Source organism: Hominiventricola filiformis, assembly GCF_020686965.1.
GTDB lineage: Bacteria > Bacillota > Clostridia > Lachnospirales > Lachnospiraceae > Hominiventricola > Hominiventricola filiformis.
This window is the reverse complement of record NZ_JAJEPS010000001.1, coordinates 470,210-489,227: the sequence shown is the minus strand read 5'-3', so window position 1 is coordinate 489,227 and position 19,018 is coordinate 470,210. Positions and strand designations below refer to the sequence as shown.

At 47.1% G+C, this 19,018-nt stretch carries 16 protein-coding genes; all 16 read left to right on the top strand.

The window, feature by feature from the left end:
• Nucleotide 1: 1 nt before the first annotated feature.
• The 16 genes from LKD36_RS02415 to LKD36_RS02340 all read left to right on the top strand — a co-directional run bounded on the left by LKD36_RS02415 (nucleotide 2) and on the right by LKD36_RS02340 (nucleotide 19,013).
• Nucleotides 2-652 (top strand): YkgJ family cysteine cluster protein, encoded by a 651-nt coding sequence (locus tag LKD36_RS02415; protein ID WP_308458511.1) that lies wholly within the window; start codon nucleotides 2-4, stop codon nucleotides 650-652.
• A 52-nt stretch (nucleotides 653-704) separates the two neighbouring features.
• On the top strand, nucleotides 705-1,571 hold the full coding sequence (locus tag LKD36_RS02410; protein ID WP_308458510.1) for a MerR family transcriptional regulator: 867 nt from the start codon (nucleotides 705-707) through the stop codon (nucleotides 1,569-1,571).
• Nucleotides 1,572-1,756: 185 nt separating this feature from the next.
• Nucleotides 1,757-1,957 carry a 50S ribosomal protein L31 gene (rpmE, locus tag LKD36_RS02405; RefSeq protein WP_118770587.1) on the top strand — a complete coding sequence of 67 codons (201 nt, stop codon included), beginning with the start codon at nucleotides 1,757-1,759 and terminating at the stop codon, nucleotides 1,955-1,957.
• Nucleotides 1,958-2,035: 78 nt separating this feature from the next.
• Complete coding sequence (locus LKD36_RS02400; RefSeq protein WP_308458509.1) at nucleotides 2,036-3,070, top strand: DUF1385 domain-containing protein; 1,035 nt, start codon at nucleotides 2,036-2,038, stop codon at nucleotides 3,068-3,070.
• The gene (prmC, locus tag LKD36_RS02395) at nucleotides 3,067-3,921 is read left to right on the top strand and encodes a peptide chain release factor N(5)-glutamine methyltransferase (protein ID WP_308458508.1); all 855 of its coding nucleotides are present in this window, start codon (nucleotides 3,067-3,069) and stop codon (nucleotides 3,919-3,921) included. Before LKD36_RS02400 ends, prmC begins: the two co-directional genes overlap by 4 nt.
• Nucleotides 3,922-3,939: 18 nt before the next feature.
• The gene (gene prfA, locus LKD36_RS02390) at nucleotides 3,940-5,013 is read left to right on the top strand and encodes a peptide chain release factor 1 (RefSeq protein WP_118770584.1); all 1,074 of its coding nucleotides are present in this window, start codon (nucleotides 3,940-3,942) and stop codon (nucleotides 5,011-5,013) included.
• Between the two features lie 144 nt (nucleotides 5,014-5,157).
• A complete protein-coding gene (glmM, locus tag LKD36_RS02385; protein ID WP_118770583.1) occupies nucleotides 5,158-6,492 on the top strand; it encodes a phosphoglucosamine mutase in 1,335 nt (444 codons plus the stop codon).
• Nucleotides 6,493-6,518: 26 nt separating this feature from the next.
• The gene (locus tag LKD36_RS02380) at nucleotides 6,519-7,436 is read left to right on the top strand and encodes a nucleotidyltransferase family protein (RefSeq protein WP_308458507.1); all 918 of its coding nucleotides are present in this window, start codon (nucleotides 6,519-6,521) and stop codon (nucleotides 7,434-7,436) included.
• A 2-nt stretch (nucleotides 7,437-7,438) separates the two neighbouring features.
• Nucleotides 7,439-8,338, top strand: a complete 900-nt coding sequence (locus tag LKD36_RS02375; RefSeq protein ID WP_118770581.1) for a DUF2156 domain-containing protein — start codon at nucleotides 7,439-7,441, stop codon at nucleotides 8,336-8,338.
• 7 nt (nucleotides 8,339-8,345) lie between these two features.
• Nucleotides 8,346-9,407, top strand: a complete 1,062-nt coding sequence (hisC, locus tag LKD36_RS02370; protein ID WP_118770580.1) for a histidinol-phosphate transaminase — start codon at nucleotides 8,346-8,348, stop codon at nucleotides 9,405-9,407.
• 31 nt (nucleotides 9,408-9,438) lie between these two features.
• Nucleotides 9,439-9,939: a COG2426 family protein gene (locus LKD36_RS02365; RefSeq protein WP_308458506.1), complete on the top strand. Its 501-nt coding sequence runs from the start codon at nucleotides 9,439-9,441 to the stop codon at nucleotides 9,937-9,939.
• The gene (locus tag LKD36_RS02360; RefSeq protein ID WP_308458505.1) at nucleotides 9,939-10,823 is read left to right on the top strand and encodes a diacylglycerol/lipid kinase family protein; all 885 of its coding nucleotides are present in this window, start codon (nucleotides 9,939-9,941) and stop codon (nucleotides 10,821-10,823) included. The genes LKD36_RS02365 and LKD36_RS02360 overlap by 1 nt, the downstream gene beginning before the upstream one ends.
• 201 nt (nucleotides 10,824-11,024) lie before the next feature.
• The gene (locus tag LKD36_RS02355; RefSeq protein ID WP_308458504.1) at nucleotides 11,025-13,109 is read left to right on the top strand and encodes a glutamine synthetase III family protein; all 2,085 of its coding nucleotides are present in this window, start codon (nucleotides 11,025-11,027) and stop codon (nucleotides 13,107-13,109) included.
• 171 nt (nucleotides 13,110-13,280) lie between these two features.
• Nucleotides 13,281-13,733 carry a ribose 5-phosphate isomerase B gene (rpiB, locus tag LKD36_RS02350; RefSeq protein ID WP_118770577.1) on the top strand — a complete coding sequence of 151 codons (453 nt, stop codon included), beginning with the start codon at nucleotides 13,281-13,283 and terminating at the stop codon, nucleotides 13,731-13,733.
• Nucleotides 13,734-14,600: 867 nt separating this feature from the next.
• On the top strand, nucleotides 14,601-15,479 hold the full coding sequence (locus tag LKD36_RS02345) for an Rpn family recombination-promoting nuclease/putative transposase (protein ID WP_308458502.1): 879 nt from the start codon (nucleotides 14,601-14,603) through the stop codon (nucleotides 15,477-15,479).
• Nucleotides 15,480-16,619: 1,140 nt separating this feature from the next.
• On the top strand, nucleotides 16,620-19,013 hold the full coding sequence (locus LKD36_RS02340) for a collagen-like protein (RefSeq protein ID WP_308458501.1): 2,394 nt from the start codon (nucleotides 16,620-16,622) through the stop codon (nucleotides 19,011-19,013).
• Nucleotides 19,014-19,018 lie beyond the last annotated feature (5 nt).

Genomic DNA, 19,018 nt, shown 5'->3' with positions numbered 1-19,018 from the left:
TATGGAACGAAATATTGACATGAAGGAAGTGTCAGATGGAAAATTATATACCTCCAACGACATGGTAAAGGCAGACTGTGGCGGCTGTGAGGGCTGTTCTGCCTGCTGTCGCGGAATGGGAGAATCCATTGTACTGGATCCTCTGGATATCCACCGTTTATGTTGTGGATTAGGGGCCGATTTTAACGGACTTATGGTGGATAAGATCGAATTAAATATCGTGGACTGCCTGATTCTGCCAAATCTTAAGATGGCAGGGGAGAAGGAAGCCTGTTCCTTTTTAAATAAGGATGGGCGCTGCTCGATTCACGGATTCCGCCCGGGCATCTGCAGATTATTTCCGCTGGGAAGAATCTACGAAGATGGTTCTTTTAAATACTTTCTTCAGGTTCATGAATGTCCCAAGCCGGACAAATCAAAAGTAAAAGTAAAGAAATGGCTGGATACGCCGGATCTGAAGCAGTACGAAGTCTTTGTCAGGGACTGGCACTATTATCTGAAAGATATGGAAATCCAGGTGAAGAAAGCACCGGATCAGATGAAGCAGATCAGCATGGGCGTGCTGCAGAAATTTTACCTGACACCCTATGCTCCGGACGGAAATTTCTATGAGGAATTCAATAAACGGCTGCAGACAGCAAAAAATACTTGACCTTATAGTTACTATATCCCTTAGTATCAAGGAAAAATAGATGGAGGTTATTATGGTAACGATTAAGGAAGCGGAGATGCAGACAGGGATTACAAGGCAGAATATACGGTATTATGAAAAGATAGGTTTACTGCAGCCATCAAGGGAGCAGGAAAATAAGTACCGGAATTACAGTGAGGAAGATATCAGAAGACTGAAGCTGATCCTTCTCTTTCGGAAGCTTGATATGCCGCTGGAGGAAATCCGGCAGCTCCTTGAGGGAACCATAGAATTGCAAGATGCACTTCAGATGCAGAAAGAGATGCTTGTGGAAAGACAGCAGAAGCTGCAGGCGGCAATTTCTTTCTGCGGACAGATCGAAGAGAAGGAGCTTACGCAGCTGGACGTGGACAGGTATTTAAGCAAAATAAAAACCGAGGAGAAAAATGGACATTATTTTGCAGATATTCTTCAGGATTATAAAAAAGTATTGCAAAGCGAAAGTCTTCGTGAGTTTAGTTTTTCTCCGGAGGATTTTTGTACAACACCCCGGCAGATGACGGAACAGCTCTTCTTGTATGCGGAACAGCATCATTTGAATCTGGTAATTACAAAAGAAGGCATGTATCCGGAATTTACTATTGACGGAAGAGAGTACCGGGCATACCGTGTATGCGGCAGAATGGGAATGGTAATCCACGGAGAACTGCTTCATCCGGAGTTATATAAGCCGGAAAACATCCCGGAGAAACGATATCAGATACTGAGGATGATTTCCAAACTGATGATTCCGGTACTGATATTCCTGCTTGTTTTTCTGCCTCGTATATTGCCATTGTTCAAAGATGATCTGCTAAATGCAGCAGTATCTCTTCTTGGCCTGGCAGGATTTGCAGCATATTTGGTTTACCTGGCAATTTTGTATAAAAATTATGATTAGAGCAACGATAAATCTCTTGCATACCGCGAAAAACTATGGTATAGTTTAAAGGCTAATGTAAGGATATACCTGTAGGGACTTGCAGGGATAGCCCGGGGAATCTTGTCGTGGAAACATCGGAGCGGCATTGACCGGGAATCAGCGAGAGCTGGAAGTTCACGAATAATAAGAAGAGGTGAAAAATAATGAGAGAAGGAATCCATCCGAATTACCATCAGGCAACTGTAACCTGCAACTGCGGAAACACTTTCGTAACAGGTTCTACCAAATCCGATATCCACGTTGAGATTTGCTCCAAATGCCATCCGTTCTACACCGGACAGCAGAAAGCAGCAGCAGCTCGCGGACGTATCGATAAGTTCAATCGCAAATACGGTATTAAATAAGATTGCGGAAAGTAGGGTTGAGGTTATGATTAATCTCAACCTATTTTTAAATACAGCAATATAAGAGGACGTGAAAATTTGAGACCATCAGGAATTGGCGGCCAGGCGGTGCTGGAAGGCATCATGATGAAAAATAAGGAAAAATATTCCGTGGCCGTAAGAAAACCGGACGGACAGATCGAAGTACGCACAGAAGTGTACCGGAGTATTGCCGGTGACAGTAAATGGGCAAAGCTTCCATTGATCCGTGGAGTGGTAAATTTTATAGATTCCCTGATTCTGGGAATGGAAAGCTTAAGCTATTCCGCAAGCTTCTATGATGATGAAGAAGAGCAGGAACCGGGAAAGTTCGAGAAGCTTCTTGTGAAACTTTTCGGTGAAAAAGCGGAGAAAGTAGTTATGGGCTGTACCGTGGCATTTTCTGTGATTATGGCGGTGGCCATTTTTATGGTGCTGCCTTATTACATTTCTGGCATCTTCCGGAATTTTATTGTGTCTAATACTCTTCTGGCAGTGCTGGAGGGTGTGATCCGGCTGGGACTGTTTACCCTGTATGTAGTGTTGATTTCCTGTATGAAGGATATTAAGAGAACTTACATGTATCACGGGGCAGAACATAAGTGTATCAACTGTATTGAACGTGGCCGGGAGCTGAATGTAAAAAATGTACGGAAAAGTTCCCGTTATCATGCGCGCTGCGGTACCAGTTTTCTGTTCATCGTCATGGTGATCAGTATTGTTTTCTTCATTTTTATCAGAGTAGATTCTCCGATACTGCGTGTAGTATTCCGTATTCTGCTGGTTCCGGTGATTGCCGGGGTTTCCTATGAATTTATCCGGCTGGCAGGCAGAACGGACAATCCGCTCATGAAAGTGTTAAGCCTTCCGGGAAAAGCCATGCAAAAGCTGACGACCAGAGAGCCGGATGACGATATGATCGAAGTAGCCATTGCCGCAGTAGAGGCAGTGTTTGACTGGAAAGCGTTTCTTGGATATCCGGCTGAGGAAGAACAGGATGTGGAAATTCCGGATCCCGATTCTGACACCGAAAATGTGGAAGTTCCAAGTCAGGACAGTACATTGTTTGGCGGTGCCGGGGAGATGGAAGATTGACGCTTCGGGATTTACTGACAGAAGGGGAACATGCGCTTCAGTCAGCAGGAATTGAAGACTGGAAAATGGATGCCTGGTATCTTATGGAAGAGATGCTGCATGTAAGCAGAACCAGATACCTTATGGAGCCATCAAAGGAAGTTTCTCCGGAAGAGGAGATGCTTTATAAAAAGCAGATTGCCAGAAGAGCAGAGCACATTCCGCTGCAGCATCTGACAGGGCATCAGGAGTTCATGGGACTGGATTTTCAGGTGTCAGAAGATGTGCTGGTACCTAGGCAGGATACGGAAATACTGGTAGAAGAAGCACTGAAATATGTTCATTCCGGAATGAAGCTTCTTGACATGTGTACCGGATCCGGGTGTATTCTGCTGAGTATTGTCAAACTGGCAGCAGAACTAAATGGCTGCAAAGAAGTCACCGGAACCGGCGTGGATCTGTCAGAAAAAGCACTGAAAATTGCACAGGAAAACCGTAGAACCCTGGGGATGGAGAAGACAACAGCACTTTTGCAGAGCGACCTGTTTGAACAGGTAAATGGCACATACGATATGATCGTATCCAATCCACCATATATTGCTTCGGAAGTTATCACGACACTTTCGGAGGAGGTAAAAGATCATGAACCTGTGATGGCGCTGGATGGCGGCACGGATGGCCTTGACTTTTACCGTATTATTATAGAAAAAAGTCCGGCATATCTGGCTCCGAAGGGAATGCTTTTCTTTGAGATCGGATATGATCAGGGTGTATCTGTCAGCAGGCTGATGGAGAAAGATTTTAAAGATATTCATGTAATAAAGGACCTGGCTGGCCTTGACCGGGTTGTATATGGAACACTTAAGGCGTAAAAGTAATGGAGGAAAGACATGTTTGATAAACTGGAAGACCTGGTAAGACGGTATGAAGAGATTACCAATGAACTGACAGAGCCGTCTGTGGTAAATGATCAGAACCGGTTCCGGAAGCTTATGAAGGAACAGTCTGATCTGCAGCCGCTGGTAACGGCCTATACAGAGTATAAGAAATGTCAGGAGACAGAGGAAGAGAGCGTTTCCATGCTGGAGAGCGAGTCCGACGAGGAGATGCGTGAGATGCTGAAGGAAGAGCTTTCCGAGGCAAAGAAAAGAATCGTGGAGCTGGAGAAAGAACTGAAGATTCTCCTTCTTCCGAAAGACCCGAATGATGACAAGAACGTTATCGTGGAGATCCGTGCAGGTGCGGGTGGAGACGAGGCAGCCCTTTTCGCAGCCGAGATTTTCCGTATGTATGTGCATTATGCAGAGTCCAGAAGATGGAAAGTTGAAGTGATGGAGTCTGATGAGATCGGTATCGGCGGCATGAAGAGCGTGACCTTTATGATTACCGGCCAGGGTGCTTATTCCGTGATGAAATATGAGTCCGGCGTCCACCGTGTACAGCGTGTGCCGGAGACAGAATCCGGCGGAAGAATTCATACTTCCACTATCACCGTAGCAGTGATGCCGGAGGCTGAGGATGTGGATGTACAGATTGATGACAAAGATATTCGTATCGACGTAATGCGTGCATCCGGTAACGGCGGACAGTGTGTCAACACCACCGACTCCGCAGTACGTCTGACCCACTATCCGACTGGAATCGTGGTATACAGCCAGACCGAGAAATCCCAGCTGCAGAACAAGGCAAAAGCATTTGCCCTCTTAAGAGCTAAACTTTACGACATTGAGTGTCAGAAAGCCCACGACGCAGAGGCAGAGGCCAGAAGAAGCCAGATCGGTACCGGAGACCGTTCCGAGAAGATCCGTACCTACAACTTCCCACAGGGTCGCGTGACCGACCATCGTATCAACCTGACTCTGTATAAGCTGGATAAAATCATGGATGGTGATATCCAGGAGATTATTGATGCCTGCATCGCAGCCGATCAGGCGGCGAAACTCGCAAAGATGAACGAAAACTAAATCAATGCCCTGCACCGGTTATTTCCAGTGCAGGGCATTTTATACTTTTTTAAGTTGAAAAAACTTTCCTGATTGCATATAATAAAATGAATCCGTGTGTAAAAATAAATATTCATGAAGTTAAGGGATAGTAAGGAGAAAAATATGGGAAAATATTTTGGAACCGACGGCTTCCGCGGCGAGGCAAACGTGAATCTGACAGTAGAGCATGCATACAAAGTAGGACGCTTTCTGGGATGGTATTACGGGCAGGATCACAAAGCCCAGGTAGTCATCGGAAAAGATACCCGAAGATCCAGCTATATGTTTGAGTATTCCCTGGTTGCAGGACTGACTGCATCAGGTGCAGATGTATACCTTCTGCATGTAACCACCACGCCGAGCGTATCCTATGTAGTACGTACCGAGGGCTTCGACTGCGGTATTATGATTTCCGCCAGCCACAATCCGTTCTATGACAATGGAATTAAGATCATCAATGGCAGTGGATACAAACTGGAAGCAGAGGTTGAGCAGAAGATTGAGGATTACATCGATGGCAAGACCGAGGAGATTCCATTTGCCACCAGAGAGAACATTGGAAGAACTGTAGATTTCGCAGCAGGAAGAAATCGTTATATCGGTTATCTTATTTCCCTGCCGACCAGATCTTTCAAGACCATGAGAGTCGGACTTGACTGTTCCAACGGAAGTGCATCCGCTATTGCGAAGAGCGTTTTCGATGCACTGGGTGCGAAGACCTATGTCATTCACAACGAGCCGGACGGAACCAATATCAACAAAGACTGCGGTTCCACCCATATCGAGAGCCTGCAGGCATTTGTAAAGGAAAAAGGACTGGATGTCGGATTTGCTTACGATGGAGATGCAGACCGCTGTCTGGCTGTTGACGAGCACGGCAACGTGGTAGATGGTGACTTGATCCTTTACGTATGCGGTAAATATTTAAAAGAGATCGGACAGCTGAAAGACGACATGATTGTAACCACCGTCATGTCCAATATTGGTCTCTATAAAGCATGCGACAAAATTGGCCTTCATTATCAGCAGACCAAAGTCGGTGACAAATATGTATTTGAAAATATGATGGAGAATGGCTACCGTCTTGGCGGTGAGCAGTCCGGTCATATCATCTTCAGCAAACACGCAACCACCGGTGACGGTATTCTGACTTCCTTAAAGATCATGGAAGTACTGCTGGAGAAGAAGACTACTCTTGGTACATTGACTTCTGAGGTGCAGATCTACCCGCAGCTTCTGGAGAACCTGCGCGTGACGGATAAGAAGGCAGTTCTGGAGCATCCGGAAGTAAAGAAAGCAATTGCAGAAGTTACCGAGGCACTGGGAAGCGACGGACGGATTCTCGTGCGTGAAAGCGGTACAGAGCCGCTGCTGCGTGTTATGGTAGAGGCTACGACCCAGGAACTCTGCAAGGAGTATGTAGGTAAAGTGATCGATACAATGAAGCGTATTATGTAAGGGATATACTTGGAGGATAGTGAAATATGAAGAAGACAACACTGGTTGTGATGGCAGCAGGTATTGGCAGCCGTTTTGGCGGAGGCATCAAGCAGCTGGAGCCGGTAGGACCGTCCGGCGAGATCATTATGGATTATTCCATTCATGATGCGCTGGAAGCAGGATTTAATAAAGTGGTATTTATTATCAGAAAAGACCTGGAGAAAGATTTACGCGAAGTGATCGGCAACCGTATGGAGAAGATCGTGGAGACTGCTTATGCATTTCAGGAGGTAGATGAACTTCCGGCCGGCTTTATCAAGCCGGAAGGGAGAACCAAACCCTGGGGAACCGGTCAGGCGATCCTTGCCTGCAAGGATATTGTAAAAGAACCTTTTGCAGTCATCAATGCAGACGATTACTATGGAAAAGAAGCATTTGTAAAAGTACATGACTATCTTGTAGAAGAGCATCCCGCAAGTGACCGTATGGAATTCTGTATGGCGGGCTTCCATCTGGGAAATACTTTAAGTGAGAACGGCGGCGTGACCAGAGGCGTATGCAGCGTGGATGATGCGCAGCATCTGACCAAAGTGACCGAGACCAAGAACATTGTAAAGACCCCGGAGGGAGCAGCGGTTCAGGGTGAAGACGGCAGCCTCACTCCGCTGGAGGCATCCTGCCCGGTATCCATGAACATGTGGGGATTCTCCACGGAGATTTTTGATGTTCTGGAGCATGGATTTGCAGAGTTTCTTGGCAATCTTGCAGATCCGATGAAGGGTGAGTACCTCATTCCGACGGTTGTGGACCAGCTGATCCGCAGCGGCAGGGCGAATGTTACCGTGCTGGAATCTAAAGATAAATGGTTTGGTGTTACTTACAAAGAGGACAAGCCGCTGGTAGTAGAGTCTTTTAGAGCACTGATCGATGCCGGTGTATACAAAGAAAGGTTGTTTGGTTAAATATGGATATCACATTTAAGAGGCCTGCATTGGAGGATCGGGATACGATTCTCAAACATCTGGCGGAACGCAAGCTCCACGGATGTGAGCGGACCTTTGCAAATGTATATCTCTGGGCACGCTTCTATAATGAAGGGTGGGCAGAGATCGAAGGGACAGCCGTCTTCCGTACAGGACAGGAAGGCGCCTACTCCTATACCTATCCGATCGGAGCAGGAGACCGCAAAAAAGTAGTCGAAATGCTCATGGAGGATGCGAAGGAAAAAGGCTATCCATTCCAGCTCCATGCAGTGAGCAAGGGAGAGATGGAAGAACTGGAAAGCTATTTTCCGGGAAAATTTAATGTGGAATGGCCGAGAGATCTGGAGGACTATGTCTATGAGACAGAGAAGCTCATCAATCTCTCCGGCAAAAAATACCATGGCAAGAAAAATCATCTGAATCAGTTCAAAGCCGCTTATCCGGACTGGAAATATGAGACGATCACGGATGAAAATGTGGAAGAGTGTTTTCAGATGGCACTGTCCTGGAGAAATCATAATGGCTGTGAGGATGACCCTGAGAAAAATCAGGAGATGTGCGTGGCACTGAATTCCCTGCGGTTATTTAAAGAACTGCATTTAAAAGGCGGACTCCTGCGGGTGAATGGCAAAGTGGTTGCCTATACGCTGGGAGAGCCGGTGTGCGACGATACCTTCGTGGTACACATTGAGAAGGCTTATGCAGATATCAGAGGTGCCTATACCATGATCAATCAGCAGTTCCTGGAGCATGAGGTGAAAGATTACACTTATGTCAACCGGGAGGAAGACACGGGAGATGAAGGACTTCGTACGGCGAAGCTTTCCTACCGGCCTGTTTTTATGGTAGAAAAAGGCATTGTGACATTAAAAGGAGAGTGACAAAAAGATGAGCAAATGGGAGGAAAACGTCCGGAAAGTGACCCCCTATACACCGGGAGAACAGCCGAACCGGCCGGGCATGATCAAACTGAACACCAATGAGAATCCGTATCCGCCGGCGCCGGGCGTCTTAAAAGCAATGACGGCACCGGATGGGGATGCCCTCAGGCGTTATCCGGACCCGGCTGCATCTGTGCTGGTGAATGCACTGGCAGAACGTTATCAGGTAGATCCGTCCCAGGTATTTGTTGGAGTGGGTTCCGATGACGTGCTGGCTATGGCCTTCATGACGTTCTTTAATTCTGAGAAGCCCATCCTTTTCCCGGATATTACCTATTCCTTCTACCCGGTATGGGCGGAGGAATTCCGGATTCCTTTTGAAAAGGTGGCTTTAAAAGATGATTTTACCATCTGCAAAGAAGACTATTACCGGGAGAACGGCGGTATCGTGTTCCCGAATCCCAATGCCCCGACGGCCCTTGCCATGGGTCTTGAGGACGTGGAAGAGATCATTCGCCATAACCCGGATGTAGTGGTCATTGTGGATGAGGCCTATGTGGATTTCGGTGCGGAATCCGCGTTGAAGCTGGTGGAGAAATATGAGAACCTGCTGGTTGTCCAGACCTTCTCCAAATCCCGTTCCTTGGCCGGCATGCGGATTGGCTTTGCCATCGGTAATCCGGTACTCATCAAATACTTAAATGATGTGAAATATTCCTTCAATTCTTATACCATGGACCAGACTGCATTAAGCTGCGGTGTGGCTGCGGTGAAAGATGAGGCATATTTCCAGGAGACTACGGATAAAATTAAGAAGACCCGAGAAAATGCAAAAGTAGAGCTTGCAAAGCTCGGATTCTCCTTCCCGGATTCCAAGGCAAACTTTTTATTTATCACCCATCCGGAGTATCAGGCGAAAGACTTGTTCCAGGCGCTCAGGGAGGAGGGCATTTATGTACGCTATTTTGCCCAGCCCAGAATCGATAATTACCTGCGGGTATCCATCGGAACCGACGGGCAGATGGAGGCGCTCTATGCATTCCTCCGCCAGTACATGGGAAAAGCGTAAAGCCGATACATACTAGAAAGGAAATTTTTATATGGAAACACTGATGTCTGCAGTGATCGGGGCATTGAGCGGAAAAGCTTCCCGTGAAGTGATTGTCTTTATTATCTCCATGATCCCGATTCTGGAGCTCCGCGGAGGCCTTCTGGCGGCATCCGTACTGAATATTGATATTGTCAGAGCCCTGTGGATCTGCATCGTAGGTAATCTGATCCCGGTACCATTCATTCTTCTTCTGATTACACCCGTTTTCAACTGGCTGAAACAGACGAAGACCTTCCGCCCCATGGTGGAAAAGATGGAAAACCGGGCGCTTAGTAAAAGAGAACAGGTAGAAAAGTATGAGTTCTGGGGACTGGTTCTGTTTGTAGGCATTCCCCTGCCGGGTACCGGCGCGTGGACCGGCTCTCTTTTAGCTGCTCTCCTTGGCATGAAGTTTAAGAAAGCATTTCCGGCGGTGGTGCTGGGAATCTTACTTGCATCGTTTATTATGTCCGTAGTATCCTATGGACTTCTGGGGGCGATTCTTCACTGATGAAACTGTTTTTCGTGTATAATCCCATGTCCGGAAGAGGACAGATCAGAAATAAGCTGTTTGATATTATCAATGTATTTTCTGAGGCAGGTTATGAGATCACCGTTCATCCCACCCGTGCACCCAAAGACGCTACAGCGGTGGTGGCAGAACTTTCGGATACCTATGATTTGGTAGTCTGCAGCGGCGGCGACGGCACCATGGATGAAGTGGTGGAAGGGATGATGCGGCGAAAGAAAAAACTGCCTCTTGGCTATATCCCCTCCGGCACGGTCAACGATTTTGCCCGGAGCCTGAAGATTCCGCGAAATATGGCCCATGCAGCAGAAGTGGCTGTTCATGGAAATGATTTTATTTGTGATGTGGGATCCTTTAACGGTTCGCATTTCGTCTATATTGCGGCCTTCGGTATTTTTACGGATGTAGCCTACTCCACCAGCCAGGATGTGAAAAATGTGCTGGGAAATATGGCATACCTCTTAGAAGGTGTAAAGCGGCTGACCAATATTCCCTCCTATCATGTCCGGCTGAAAAGCGCGGAATATGAGGGGGAGGGGGATTTTATCTTTGGAATGGTCACCAATTCCCGTTCCGTAGGAGGCTTCAAAAACATTATCGGGCGGCACGTGCGCTTTGATGATGGTGTCTTTGAAGTGACCTTTGTGCGGACACCGAAGACACCTTTGGAAGTCCAGGAGATTCTGGCAGCCATCGTCTTAAAAGAGATGGATTCTAAGTATATGGTATCTTTCTGCACGGCAAACCTGGAGATTTTTGCGGAACAGCTGATTCCCTGGACACTGGACGGGGAATACGGAGGCAATTATGCGGATGTGGTCATCAAAAATCACCAGAAGGCCTTACTGATCCGTACCGGAAATTAGAAAAAATTAACGAAAAAAAGAAAAACACTTGCATTTTTTAAGTTTATCGTGTATTTTTGTATACAACAAAGGGAAAACAAAAGTTTTTCCGGCGAAGAACAGAATAAGCAATATTGAGAGAACAAAGGCGTTCCACCCATAAGGGAGGAGCGTCTTTTTTTGTTACTTTGCCAGTACCAAGGGAAAGGATGGAGAAAAAGTATGAGCGTAAATGTGGCTGAGGTATTTGGTCAGGACGTATTCAACGAGGCAGTCATGAAAGAGCGTCTGCCGGAAGTGACCTACAAGCAGATGGTAAAACTGATGGAAGAGGGCGGAGACGTTACTCTGGAGCTTGCGGACATTGTGGCAAAAGCCATGAAGGAATGGGCAATCGAGAAGGGTGCTACCCATTATACCCACATTTTCCAGCCCTACATTGTCAGCATCGGTGCTGAAAAACATGATTCCTTTGCTGATATCCCGAAGGGCGGCAAGATTGAGAACAGCTTTTCCGGTAAGGACCTGCTGATGGGCGAGCCGGATGCCTCTTCTTTCCCCTCCGGTGGACTGCGTGCCACCTGTGCGGCAAGAGGATATACTGCATGGGACGTTGGATCACCGGCTTATGTAAAAGACGGCATCCTCTGCATTCCGACTGCATTCTGTGCATACACCGGTGAGTCTCTGGATACCAAGACTCCGCTCCTGAAAGCATGTGATGCAGTGAGCAAAGCAGGTGTTCGTTTCGTAAAAATGTTCGGTAATACCGAAGCAAAGAAAGTGCGGGCTTATGTGGGACCTGAGCAGGAATATTTCATTGTAAACCGTGAAAAATATCTGGAGCGCCCGGATCTGATCTATGCAGGACGTACTCTTTTCGGAGCACCGGCACCGAAAGGACAGGAGATGGAAGACCAGTACTTCGGACCGCTGAAGACCAAGATTGCAGACTTCATGGCAGATGTGGATGAGCAGCTGTGGAAGCTGGGTATCACCGTAAAGACCCAGCACAACGAGGTGGCTCCGGGACAGCATGAGATTGCACCGATCTTTGCTCCGGCTGATGCTGCACTGGACAGCAACTTCCTGGTAATGGATGTATTAAAGAGCACTGCTACCAAACATGGGCTGGCCTGCCTGCTTCATGAAAAACCCTTTGCAGGTGTCAATGGTTCCGGTAAACACAACAACTGGTCCCTGGGTACCGACAATGGTGTGAACCTGTTTAAACCGGGCAAAGAGCCCAACAAGAACCTGCAGTTCCTGTTAGTGCTGGCATGCCTGATGGAAGCAGTGAAGAAACATTCCCTGCTCTTACGTGCAGCGGCATCCAACACCGGTAACGATCACAGACTGGGAGCCAACGAGGCACCGCCAGCAATCATCTCTATCTATATGGGCGATCAGCTGGGCGAGATCGTAGATGCCATCGTAGCAGGCGTTCCTTTTGACAAACTGCCGTGTGCAACTGTTGAGACCCTGGATCTTGGTGTCAGCACCCTCCCGGTACTGCCGAAAGACCCGACCGATAGAAACCGTACTTCACCCTTTGCCTTTACAGGCAACCGTTTTGAGTTCCGTATGGTAGCTTCCTCCGTATCCATCGGTGATGCAAATACCGTTATGAACTCCATGATGGCTGAGTCCTTCAACAAAGCATGCGACGCTCTGGAAGGCGCAGAGGACTTTGAAAAGGCTGTCATTGATTACATTTACAAGACCATGAAAGAGAACAAAGACATTGTCTTCAACGGCAACGGCTATTCCGATGAGTGGGTAGAAGAAGCTGCCAAGAGAGGTCTTCCGAATGTAAAGAGTATCGTAGATGCTATCCCGGCTTATGTAGAGCCCTCCACCATCGAGATGTTCGAGAAACTGGGTGTTCTCTCCGCAAGAGAGTTGGAAGCAAGAAAAGAGATCAAGCTGGAAGAGTATGCAGGTCTCATCAACATCGAGGCACGTACTATGATCGATATGGCATCTAAGCTGTATATTCCGTCTGTGATTGCATTCGTCAACAGCGTGGCTTCTTCCATGAACACCGTTAAGAGTGCTTATGCTCAGGCGGATACTTCTGCTCAGCAGACCATTCTGGTAAAAGCAAGCTCCCTTCTTGCAGATGCTCAGAAGGCGCTGGATGAGCTGAAGAATGTGACCGATGCCGCTGAGACCGCAAAAGAATATCATGATACTGTACTTCCGACTATGGCAGCTCTGAGAGCTCCGATTGATGAGCTGGAGACGATCGTGGACAGCGAGTACTGGCCGGTACCGACCTATGGCGAGCTGATGTTCGAGGTCTAAATAAATATTGCAAGAATCATATAATTATAGATACTTATTTCATTTGTTTGCGAAACGAAAAATCTCCGGTGTGGCTGCACCGGGGATTTTTTGTGAGCATATTTACGCACTCAGGGATATCTGCTATAATAGGCATAAACAAGCATTTTCCAAGAGGAGGATATAAAAGAGATGAAAGTAGGATTTGGCTGCGATCATACCGCAATTGATCTGAAGAAAGAACTGATGGAGTACATGACCGAGAAAGGTTATGAGTGTGTAGACTATGGAGCATATGATGCATCTGTCCGTGTTGATTATCCGGATCAGGGACAGAAAGTAGCGGAAGCAATTATAGCTGGTGAAGTAGAGAAAGGTGTTCTGATCTGCGGAACCGGTATCGGTATCTCTCTGGCAGCAAACAAAGTGCCGGGTATCCGTGCAGCAGTCTGCAGCGAGCCGTACTCTGCTATGATGACTGCAAAACATAATGCTTCCCAGATTATCGCTTTTGGCGCACGTGTCGTAGGCAACGAGATGGCAAAAATGATTCTGGATTCCTTCTTCAACACACCGTTCGAAGGCGGAAGACATGCAGAGCGTGTACAGAAGATTATCGAGATCGAGAAAAAATATAATAAATAAGAAGAGTAAATGCCGGGGCAGTTCTTATACAGGAACTGCCCCGATATTTTTTTGAACAGAGAACCATGAGCGGAGAACCATGAGCAGAGAATCATGAGCAGAGAACCAGGCAATTTAAGAAGGTACTGAAGAACGAGAGGCCTTTTGGATTTTCTGCATTATGTGGTCTGAACTTGTTTGGATATATATAGCTGAGATTTTCCCTGCCGCCCGATGGTGATTGGCTAGGCGCTTTGAAACCGCCATTTTCAGCCGTTTTCCAGCATATTCAGAAGGAGACCGGGTAGATAGCCACAGAGCTTCCCTGTACACCCAACAATTCTTATCATAATGGGTGCCAGTGCCATAGAACAGATCTATCTGCCCAACTGCCTCTGCGCAAGCGGCATAAAACCCTCAAAATTACGGAAATCAGGAGCAGATTGGGTTTTTAAGCTTGCACGGAGTACATATACCCAAGCGGGCGAGATTTCACCGCGAACGACGCCTGGTATCATCGCGAACGACGCCGGCTATTACTGGAGTCCATGGATCTTGACACAGAACAACTCCCCGAGTTCGTGACGTATAACAATCTCTGAGCCATAACGATTGGAGATCTGGATTCTGATAGAATAGTTGTATTTAGAGAAACTGTATGTTATAATATTTACATACAGAATTCATTTCTGTAAAGTATCTGTTAAATCAAGGAAATTCATTTTCGGAAGCTCAGATCGAGCAACATTCCCGACAATGACAACACAAGCGCATATGGAACAGCGGGAATGGAAAAGAAGCTTTTCGAGATGATATACCTGTGATAAGATATGATTAAGAGAGAGCATTCCTTCCGGTGTTCTATACGGCAAAGGAAGGAGCACACCTATGAAGAAACTTCAGGAACTGACGTTGTTTGACAAATTTTTGTTTGACGAGACGATGGATATTCCGGAGGCACACGAAGCAGTATTACAGATTATATTTGGTGATGACAATTTAAAACTGCTGACACCGGCGCAGACGGAGAAAGAAATCCGTACCGCGCCATGGCTGCGTTCTATTCGTCTGGATGTCTATGCGATAGATCAGGAAAAACGGATTTACAATACTGAAGCACAGAAGGCGGAAAAGAAAGATCTGGTGAAAAGGAGTCGTTTTTATCAAAGTTTGATAGATTCTTCCCTGCTTGAACCAGGAGAAATCAATTTTAATCAGATGAACGATACTTGTATTATCATGATTACACCGTTTGATCTGTTTGGCGAAGGACGATATCAATATACATTCCGTTCCCGATGTGATGAAAATCAGGCACTATCAATGGAAGATGGCGCAATCAGAATCTTTCTCAACAGCCACGGAAAAAATCCGGAAGAGGTGTCACCTGAACTGACTGAGTTTCTAAAATATATGGAAAGCACAGATGCAGCTCTCGCAGAGAACAGTGCGAATGAGAAACTAAAAAAGATTCATAAACATGTCAGCCAGATCAAGGCAAGCGAGGAGATGGGAGTGAAGTATATGCAGAAGTGGGAAGAAAAAGTGCTTGATAGGGAAGAAGGAAGAGCAGAAGGCAGAGCTTCAGAAATATATATTATTCGAAACCAAATTGAGCAGGTTCAGAGAACTCCAGAGGAAACAGCAGAGCTTTTGGTACTTGAGCCAGAATATATTAAAAAAGTAGCCGAGCTGTTAGAAGAATATCCAGAAGAAACAGATGTGCAGATCGCAGCCAGAATTTTGAAAGCAGGTGTTTGCGAATAAATAACAGAAAGTCCGGAAGATCGAGAGGTCTTCCGGACTTTCTGCGTCTGAGCGGCTGCTCTGGCATTCTACTGAGCCCTGCCATTCCATTACCACGCGCCACAACAAACTTTCTTCTTTTCAGATTATTTACATGAGTTCTGGTTCATCCGCCATAGGAACCTCTTGCGTGGGCATATGGAATCAAGATTCTTTTTGCCGCCCGATGGTGATCGGCTAGGCGTTTCGAAACCGCCATTTTCAGCCGTTTTCCAGCATATTCAGAAGGAGACCGGGCAGATAGCCATGAAACTTCCCCATACATCCAACAATTCTTATCATAATGGGTGCCAGTGCCATAGAATAGATCTATCTGCCCAACTGCCTCTGCGCAAGCGGTATAAAACCCACAAAATCCCAGATATCGAAAGAGGATTGGACCTTTAAGCTTGCACGGACTACATATGCCCAATGGCCCCGGGCATCACCGCGAACGCCGCCGGGCATCACCGCGAACGCTGCCGAGGTATCACCGCGCACCACCACGAGCCGACACCGCCGAACAGTCCCGGTGCTTTCCGCGGGCCCTGCCACTTCCCACCGCTGAACAGCCCCGGCGTTTCCCACCGCCGAACAGCCCTGGTGATTTCCGCGAGCCCCGGCGTTTCCCATCGCGAACAGCGCCGGTTCTTTCCGCGAGCACCCGTCCCCGCATCATTCTATTGAGCCCTGCCATTCCCCTGAACCCTGCTCCTCTACACCTGCGCCAACTCGTTGAGCCCTGCCATTCCCTTGAACCCTGCTCCTCCACACCCGCATCATTCCCTTGCCCCCTGCCATTCCACCGCCTCCTCATCATTCCCTTGAACCCTGCCTCTTCAAATCTCCTCCCGGACACATTCTGTCTCTTTCAATCCTGACATCTAAATAAAGACAATTTTCACTGCTCATTTTACGTTAAGCAGCTGGTATTATTACGCAAAAAATGTCGGAAATTGTTGGGAAAATATTGACAGGAATATAAAAACAGGGGTAACATCAATTTATCTATACGGAGGGTCAAAGAGGAGGATTTTACCCTCTGTTTGGCGCGTTTTGGCATGACCAATTTTACGCGCTGGTGATGTAAACGAAGTGTTATGAAATGAAAGGAACAGGTTCATGGCGTTTGGAAAAAAAGAACTGATTCTCACGGGAGTCGCAGCTATGGCCGTGGTCTGTATGGGCGGTGTGATCGGTTATCAGGCATTCCGGTCCGGCAAGTCGCTGCAACAGGATGGCTATGTGAACTGGGTGGACGACACCGGAGAATATAAGAAGATCAGTTTCGGGACCGGAACAGGATATAAGTATCTGTATCCTGACAAGGTATCTCTGAAAGATCAGGAGGGAAAGCGTTATCGTATCGATGATACCAGCTTTGTCCATTACAGTGACAACTCTGCTGGTTCATTTTCAGACGGATTCCTGCTGGATACGGAACGTATGAGTGCAGGAGTGGTACAGTCCTACTACCTGACGGCAGGCACTATGGTGATTGGACAGAATGGGGAATATGCCATTGACAACAACGGAGCACAGATTAATCTAAAAGATTTTATCTGGCGGACCGGAGACGATCATTATCTGGTTGTCGGGGATGGACTGGTAATTACCATGCCGGATGGCACTTCCGTAACGCCGGAAGGATATGTGGAAGTATCTTATCTGGAAGATGGAATCGTGCAGATGATTGCAGATGAGCAGATGTGGACGACCGTGGCGGCCGGAGCGGAGATCGACTGGAACGGTACACAGCTGAATCTGGAAGAGCAGTCCATTAATGATGAGAATGGAGTCAGAAGTATTCTGCTGGATGAACTGAAAGAATCCGATGCGGATGTGGTGCATGTCTCAGGAACAGCGGAGCAGTGGAGTACCGAACATCCAACCTGGAATTTTACCATAGAAGATGGGCAGGACGGATCAGACGGTGAAGCCGGACAGAACGGAGACGACGGAGCAGCCGGTGAACAGGGAGCACAGGGATCAGATGGTTCTTCCGGTGCTTCCGGCAAAGACGGAGATGCGGGAGCAGCCGGTGAACGTGGAAAATCCTCCATCCGAAGAAATGAGGATGAGTCGATTCTGGATGTACAGGTTCGTCTGACGGAATATGATGCTTCTGAAAATCAGATGTATGGAGCACTGGAGATTCAGCAGGGTGACTGGGATCTCAGAAACCTGAAACTGACGATTCAGGATATGAATACCAAAGAAACCGTAGCATCTGTGGAATTTGAAAAAGAGAGTGATCTGTCCATTTCACAGAATGGCTGGCTCCTGGAAGGAAACGTTTCCACAGATGATGACGAAGTGTACAAGTTATCTTTCTCTTATGGAGATGATCTGGAGAAGGATACTAATTATCGGCTGACATTGACCGGAGATTATTATAAAGACGATGTACAGATGGGTAATAAAATCTTCCTTGACCGCTGTTTCTTCACGGATTCAGAAGGAATCCGGGTGCGGACACAGGGCGTAAAGGAGACGTCAGTAGACCTGTCACTGGAGAGAAAGAATCAGAGTCAGGTGATCAGCCTGATCCTTTATGACAGTTCCAGAAATGAGCTTGATCGGATCAGCACATCACTGGCAAATGGAAACGGCGGGCTGACCGCAGATCAGACCATCGATGGACTGGAACCTGACACTACCTATTATATAGGTGTGGAAACCAATGGAGTGGAAGGAGAGATCCTCCAGATCCTGACCCTGAAGCGGGCACCGGAGCTTGGAACGCTGAAGGCGGAACTGGGAATTGGATATTACACCTTATATTTTGACGGAAATATCGATCCGGACAACGCGATTACCGGATATGTCTATGACATTAATGATATCAGCCAGGGCGATCATTCTATAAAGACGCTGCAGAGCACACAGAAGAATGGTGCGGCAAGAGTGATCTTTGATGATGTGATTCTGAAGTACAATTTAGAATACGGCGCAAAGGCAACAGTCATTACCTATGATAATGAGAAATACACCCGCTACGAAGTAGATTTGAAAGATGATCCGTTGACGACAGATTATGATGAGTCCATTCTGAAGACTGTGAAGCTGGAGTTCCCGTCCTTTGCACCACTGGAAGCCAATTACACATTGACGAGAAATTCCTTCAAAGGATGGTTCAGGCTGGAAGTTCCGGCAGATACGGTATATCAGATCTATTATGGTAAAACAGATGAGAACCCGCTGTATCTGATGGTAATGGCGAATTCCGGTGACTACCGGGAACCGCAGATCTTTACCTATACTTATGAAGCACTGTTGCAAAATGGAATTAAGCTGACCTACCCGCCGGAGGGCAAAGGAAAGCTTTATCTGGACGTCTACTGGGACAGCAGTAAAGGCACGGGCAGCTCAGGAGCGGCAACACTGCTTCCAGAGACAGATTATTATGTATATTTGTTCGGCGATTATGCGAATCTCGCCATGATCGAACAGGACATGGCATATGCCAGCGGTTTTGGCCTGCTGGGAAACTGTAAATTTACCACACCGAAATAAAAGTG

What these genes read in the sequence shown, in the direction of transcription:
- prfA (WP_118770584.1), top strand. Translation starts at nt 3,940, where the DNA reads ATGTTTGATAAACTGGAAGACCTGGTAAGACGGTATGAAGAGATTACC.
- glmM (WP_118770583.1), top strand. Translation starts at nt 5,158, where the DNA reads ATGGGAAAATATTTTGGAACCGACGGCTTCCGCGGCGAGGCAAACGTG.
- LKD36_RS02345 (WP_308458502.1), top strand. Translation starts at nt 14,601, where the DNA reads ATGAAGAAACTTCAGGAACTGACGTTGTTTGACAAATTTTTGTTTGAC.
- LKD36_RS02380 (WP_308458507.1), top strand. Translation starts at nt 6,519, where the DNA reads ATGAAGAAGACAACACTGGTTGTGATGGCAGCAGGTATTGGCAGCCGT.
- LKD36_RS02355 (WP_308458504.1), top strand. Translation starts at nt 11,025, where the DNA reads ATGAGCGTAAATGTGGCTGAGGTATTTGGTCAGGACGTATTCAACGAG.
- rpmE (WP_118770587.1), top strand. Translation starts at nt 1,757, where the DNA reads ATGAGAGAAGGAATCCATCCGAATTACCATCAGGCAACTGTAACCTGC.
- LKD36_RS02360 (WP_308458505.1), top strand. Translation starts at nt 9,939, where the DNA reads ATGAAACTGTTTTTCGTGTATAATCCCATGTCCGGAAGAGGACAGATC.
- LKD36_RS02340 (WP_308458501.1), top strand. Translation starts at nt 16,620, where the DNA reads ATGGCGTTTGGAAAAAAAGAACTGATTCTCACGGGAGTCGCAGCTATG.
- LKD36_RS02415 (WP_308458511.1), top strand. Translation starts at nt 2, where the DNA reads ATGGAACGAAATATTGACATGAAGGAAGTGTCAGATGGAAAATTATAT.
- hisC (WP_118770580.1), top strand. Translation starts at nt 8,346, where the DNA reads ATGAGCAAATGGGAGGAAAACGTCCGGAAAGTGACCCCCTATACACCG.
- LKD36_RS02410 (WP_308458510.1), top strand. Translation starts at nt 705, where the DNA reads ATGGTAACGATTAAGGAAGCGGAGATGCAGACAGGGATTACAAGGCAG.
- LKD36_RS02375 (WP_118770581.1), top strand. Translation starts at nt 7,439, where the DNA reads ATGGATATCACATTTAAGAGGCCTGCATTGGAGGATCGGGATACGATT.
- LKD36_RS02365 (WP_308458506.1), top strand. Translation starts at nt 9,439, where the DNA reads ATGGAAACACTGATGTCTGCAGTGATCGGGGCATTGAGCGGAAAAGCT.
- rpiB (WP_118770577.1), top strand. Translation starts at nt 13,281, where the DNA reads ATGAAAGTAGGATTTGGCTGCGATCATACCGCAATTGATCTGAAGAAA.